Annotated in this window: 3 protein-coding genes; all 3 read right to left on the reverse strand. The window is 52.6% G+C overall.

Features of this window, described 5'->3' with window-relative positions; translation table 11 throughout:
• On the reverse strand, nucleotides 1-198 hold a 198-nt coding region (locus Q7T06_RS13210; protein WP_370652341.1), incomplete at its 3' end, for a histone H1-like repetitive region-containing protein.
• 448 nt (nucleotides 199-646) lie between these two features.
• On the reverse strand, nucleotides 647-1,825 hold the full coding sequence (locus Q7T06_RS04620; protein WP_304780966.1) for a ribonucleotide-diphosphate reductase subunit beta: 1,179 nt from the start codon (nucleotides 1,823-1,825) through the stop codon (nucleotides 647-649).
• Nucleotides 1,826-1,974: 149 nt separating this feature from the next.
• Nucleotides 1,975-4,567, reverse strand: a 2,593-nt coding sequence (locus Q7T06_RS04625) for a ribonucleoside-diphosphate reductase subunit alpha (RefSeq protein ID WP_304780969.1), incomplete at its 5' end; no start/stop codon positions are given.

A 4,567-nucleotide genomic window follows, 5' to 3' on the forward strand; every position in this document is an offset into this window, starting at 1 on the left:
TTTCGCTACTGGCTTCTTGGCGACTGCCTTTTTAGCCACTGGCTTTTTAGCTGCTGCTTTTTTAGCTACTGGCTTCTTGGCGACTGCCTTTTTAGCCACTGGCTTTTTAGCTGCTGCTTTTTTAGCTACCGGTTTTTTTGCGACTACTTTCTTGGCAGCGGGTTTCTTCGCTGCTGGTTTTTTTGCTGCTGTTGCCATTTTGTTTCTCCTTCACGTGATGGAAAAAATCAAGCTTCTAGGTTTTAAAACCCGCCAGCACCATCGCGATGGCTCTGGCGGATTATTCATCGGCACAAGCGTACTCTTTGCTTGCGCTAATGAATTCGGCACCAGCTGAACTGCTGCATCCCCTCACTTATGCAGCACTTCAGCCTTACATGACTATGCGGATTTCGTAGCAACGCTACTGCTATAGCCAAAAAAAACGCCAGCAATCATGCCGGCATTGGAATAATGTTTCAGAAAAAACAAACCATTTTTCAAAGAAAAAGCCGCCTCACCTGACTGAATCAGATGTGGCGGCGAGAGCAGATGAGATCGTATCGGTCTTCTACTAGTCATTAAATTTGGTTGTTGTCTTTCCTGTTTTCGCAGTCTTTGTAATTCCTGTTTATGGCGACTGCATCTTTGTTCCTGCTCAAGCTGCTTACTCCCAGTTGAGCGCTCCACCTGTCTGATACTCGATGACACGTGTCTCAAAAAAGTTGCGCTCTTTTTTCAGATCGATCATTTCGCTCATCCAAGGGAAAGGATTTTCTTCTTGTTCGAACATCGGCTCCAAACCGATTTGTTGTGCGCGGCGATTTGCAATGAATCGCAAATAACCCTTGAACATTGGTGCGTTCAGTCCGAGCACTCCACGCGGCATTGTATCCTCTGCGTAACGATATTCCAACTCTACTGCGCGTAAAAACAACGTTTTGATTTCATCGCGAAATTGCGGCGTCCACAAATGCGGATTTTCGAGCTTGATTGTGTTGATCAAATCGATGCCGAAATTGCAGTGCATGGATTCATCGCGCAGGATGTATTGATACTGTTCTGCAGCGCCCATCATTTTGTTTTGACGACCGAGCGCGAGGATCTGCGCGAAGCCGACATAGAAAAACAAACCTTCCATCAGGCATGCAAACACGATCAGCGAACGCAGCAATGTCTGGTCGTTTTCGGTAGTGCCGGTCTTGAACTGCGGATCGGTCAGCTTCTCGATGAACGGGATCAGGAATTGATCCTTGTCGCGTATCGATTCGATTTCATTGTACGCATTGAAGATTTCACCCTCGTCGAGCCCGAGCGATTCAACAATGTACTGATACGCATGGGTATGGATCGCTTCTTCAAACGCCTGGCGCAACAGGTACTGGCGGCACTCAGGCGCCGTGATGTGACGGTAGGTACCGAGCACGATATTGTTGGCAGCCAGCGAATCGGCAGTGACAAAAAATCCCAGATTGCGCTTGACTAGGCGGCGCTCGTCTTCTGTCAGGCCGTTTGGATTTTTCCACAATTCAATATCGCGCTGCATATTGATTTCCTGCGGCATCCAGTGGTTGGCGCAACCGGCCAGATACTTGTCCCACGCCCATTTGTATTTGAACGGGACCAGCTGATTGACGTCGGTTTGACCATTGATGATGCGCTTGTCGGCGGCATCCATGCGACGGGTTGGATCCACTGCGGCAGCCGGCTTGGCCACCAGCGCAGGGTCCAGCGCAACGTCTTGACGTTGCGCTGCAGCGTCGCGTACTTGCTGCAAAGCCGGTTGTAATGCTGCTTGCGCTTGCGCAGGTGCGGCGGGTTTGGCTTCTTCATCCCAACTTAGCATGTCTTGTTTCCTTATTCGTATATTACTGATGCCACTGTTGCTGGCAATGCCGACAAAACCCTATACAGCTTTGTCAGCATTATCCGATGCAAGTTCAGTGGCACCATGGGTGTCGTTTTTCAAGCGCCCTGAATATCTGATCCAGGCTGTTACTGGCAGGCTTCGCACTCTTCAAAGCCGGCATCCCCTGGACGCAGCATGCAGGCCGGGCCATCCGCTTCTGCCGCCGATGCGCTGGAAGACATCCCGCTGCCGGAGTCGACTGCATTCAATGCGCCGGTTTTGGAAGTCGATTTTTCGGTATGCGTGGCACCCATCGTACGCAGGTAATAGGTGGTTTTCAAGCCGCGCAACCAGGCCAGTTTGTAGGTGTCATCGAGTTTTTTGCCCGATGCGCCAGCCATGTAAATGTTCAGCGATTGTGCCTGATCGATCCACTTCTGGCGGCGCGATGCTGCCTCGACCAGCCACGATGGCTCGACTTCAAACGCCGTTGCATAGATCGCACGCAAGTCTTGCGGTATGCGGTCGATCTTGGCCAGGCTGCCGTCGAAATACTTGAGGTCGGAAATCATGACTTCATCCCACAAGCCACGTGCCTTCAAATCGCGCACCAGGTATTCATTGATCTCGGTGAATTCGCCGGACAGGTTCGATTTGACATACAGGTTTTGATAGGTCGGTTCGATACAGGCTGACACACCGATGATGTTGGAAATCGTCGCCGTTGGCGCAATTGCCACGCAATTCGAATTGCGCATGCCGAATTCCTTGATGCGTGCGCGCAACGGCGCCCAATCCATCGCTTCGCTCAAATCTGTTTCCAGATAGCCGCCGCGTTCCTCGCCCAGCAATTTGAGCGAATCCTGCGGCAGGATGCCGCGATCCCACAGCGAACCTTTGTAGGAACTGTAACGACCACGTTCTTCCGCCAGCTCGGTCGATGCGTAATAAGCGTAATAGCAAACCGCTTCCATCGAATTGTCGGCAAATTGCACCGCATCGTTGGATGCATATGGAATGCGCATCATGTGCAGGCAATCCTGGAAACCCATGATGCCGAGGCCGACCGGACGATGACGCAGGTTGGAATCACGCGCTTTCTTGACGGCGTAGTAATTGATGTCGATGACGTTGTCGAGCATGCGCATCGCGGTGCGTATGGTTTTTTGCAGCTTGACGTGATCCAGCTTGCCGTCTTTCATATGGGCCGGCATGTTGACCGAACCCAGGTTGCAGACTGCAATTTCCGACTCATTGGTATTGAGTGTAATTTCCGTGCACAGGTTGGAGCTGTGCACCATGCCGACGTGCTGCTGCGGCGAACGGATGTTGCATGGATCCTTGAATGTGATCCATGGATGGCCGGTTTCAAACAGCATCGAGAGCATCTTGCGCCACAGGTCCAGCGCCTGCACTTTCTTGAACAGGCGCAATTCGCCGCGTGCTGCCTTGGCTTCGTAACCAGTGTAGGCGGCTTCGAAGGCGCGACCGACCTTGTCGTGCAGGTCCGGCGCATCCGATGGTGAGAACAGCGTCCATTCGCCTTTTTCCATCACGCGCTTCATGAACAGGTCAGGAATCCAGTTGGCGGTATTCATGTCATGCGTACGGCGGCGATCGTCGCCAGTGTTTTTGCGCAGGTCGAGGAATTCCTCGATATCCATATGCCAGGTTTCCAGATAGGCGCAGACTGCGCCCTTGCGTTTGCCGCCCTGGTTGACTGCAACAGCCGTGTCATTGACGACCTTCAGGAAAGGCACGACACCTTGCGAGCGACCATTGGTGCCCTTGATATGCGCGCCCAGCGAACGCACCGGCGTCCAGTCATTGCCCAGGCCGCCGGCATATTTCGCCAGCAAGGCATTTTCCTTGATCGCGTCGTAAATGCCTTCGAGGTCGTCGGAGACTGTCGTCAGATAGCAGGACGACAATTGCGAACGCAGCGTGCCGGAATTGAACAACGTCGGAGTCGAGCTCATGAAGTCGAAGCTAGACAACAGGTTGTAAAACTCGATCGCACGTTCTTCGCGGTTGCTTTCACCCAGCGCCAGACCCATCGCGACACGCATGTAAAACGCCTGCGGCATTTCTATGCGTTGATCGTTAATGTGCAGGAAGTAGCGGTCATACAGGGTTTGCAGGCCGAGATAGCCGAACTGCAAATCGCGTTCCGGCTTCAGTGCATCGGCCAGTTTTTTCAAATCAAATTGACCAAGTTTGGTGTCGAGCAGTTCTGCCTCTATGCCTTTCTTGATGAATTTCGCAAAGTAATCCAGATACTCTGCCGGCGCATCGGCTTGTGCAACTTCCTTGCCGAAGACTTCCTTGCGTATCGTGTGCATCAGCAGGCGTGCAGTCACGGTGCTGTAGGCGGGATCTTTTTCCATCAGCGCACGTGCTGCCAGGATCGCCGACTTGTGCAATTCCTCGACCGGTACGCCATCGTACAAATTCTTGACTGTTTCATGCAGGATCGCGTCGGCATCGACGTGTTTTTCCAGGCCCATGCAAGCGGCGGCGATCAAATTACGCACTTGGTTCATGTCCAGCGGACGACGCTGGCCATCTTCGATGACATGTAACTGGCTGGATTCAAGGACTGGTTTGGCTGCTTGCTGCTGCGCACGCTCTTCCATCCGCTTGGCGCGATACAACACATAGGCGCGCGCAACATCGTGCTCGCCCGAACGCATCAGGGACAATTCAACCTGATCCTGGATATCTTCAATATGGAAAGTA

It is taken from the genome of Herminiimonas sp., from assembly GCF_030645555.1.
Lineage (GTDB): Bacteria > Pseudomonadota > Gammaproteobacteria > Burkholderiales > Burkholderiaceae_D > Oxalicibacterium.